Below are 995 nucleotides of genomic sequence, written 5' to 3'. Positions count from 1 at the left end.
CCGGCCTGCGTGCCAACGGACTTTCCGCTCAAATCTTCCGGCGTATTGAGCGCCGTATCGCCCTTGCGCTTGACGTAGGAGAACGACGCGTCGGCGATCGGCAGTGACAGCCTGTAGGTATCGTAACGCTGCTTGTTGACGGTGACGGACGTTATGATGGCGTCGAACTTCTCCGTCTGCAAACCGGGCAGCAAGCCCTGGAACGGCAGGTCGAGCCGGTTCACCTTCACGTCCGGCAGCGCCTTCATGACCTCTTCGAAAAGGTCGACGCCGTAGCCGACGACCTTGCCGTTATCGACATATTCGAATGGCGGATAGCGGGCTTCGGACGCGATGGTGATCTCGCCCTTCTCCTTGATCCGATCCAGAAGATCGGCGGCGGTGGCGATGCTCGCTGCAGCGAGCGAGAGCGACGCGGCCAGCAGCGACGAAGTGCACAGTTTCAGGGCGGATCGCATGACTTCCTCCAGTTTCGTATGTTCCCGTTTATTATGAATTATTTGGAGTCCAAGGCTTCTGTAAGCGCTCAGGATACTCACATGCGTGACGAGCCTCAAACCTCCAGGTCGCCAGCCGGCTGCAATGCCGGCCCGGTTGTTTACTCCCAGCGGCAGGACGGCACGCCGCCATCTGGTAGGGCAGCATGGCAGGATTGAATCTTTGATAAACATGGAAGGAATAGACTATACATCGAAATTGGCGATGTAAGGCTGATGTCGAACACCGCCTGCAGGGGCTCAGGGAGGAGTGTCAGAATTGCGTTTGTCGGCAGCCGATATTCGTGCGCTCAGGGTTTTCCGTTCCGTGGTCGAGCATGGCGGATTCACCGGGGCGCAGCTTGCTTTGGCGATGAGCCAGTCGACGATCAGTTTCCAGATCAACGCGCTGGAGGAGCGGCTGGGGTTTTCGCTGTGCCAGCGCGGCAGGCGTGGCTTCGAACTGACCGACAGGGGCAGCGCCGTCTATGAATATTCCCATTCGCTGACGTCCGCGCT

The 995-nt window shown here is 58.8% G+C and carries 2 protein-coding genes; one reads left to right on the top strand and one right to left on the bottom strand.

The genetic code is table 11. The annotated features are described in order from the left end of the window. On the bottom strand, positions 1–458 hold a 458-nt coding region (locus ACX3P1_RS28210), incomplete at its 3' end, for a transporter substrate-binding domain-containing protein (RefSeq protein WP_459083117.1). 298 nt (positions 459–756) lie between these two features. On the opposite strand from ACX3P1_RS28210, the gene ACX3P1_RS28205 reads away from it, so the two are divergent. Continuing rightward, positions 757–995, top strand: a 239-nt coding sequence (locus tag ACX3P1_RS28205; RefSeq protein WP_459083115.1) for a LysR family transcriptional regulator, incomplete at its 3' end; no start/stop codon positions are given.

The organism is Mesorhizobium sp. A623, from assembly GCF_054489405.1.
The sequence above is the reverse complement of the archived record's forward strand: the minus strand, read 5'-3'. Positions and strand labels throughout refer to the sequence as shown.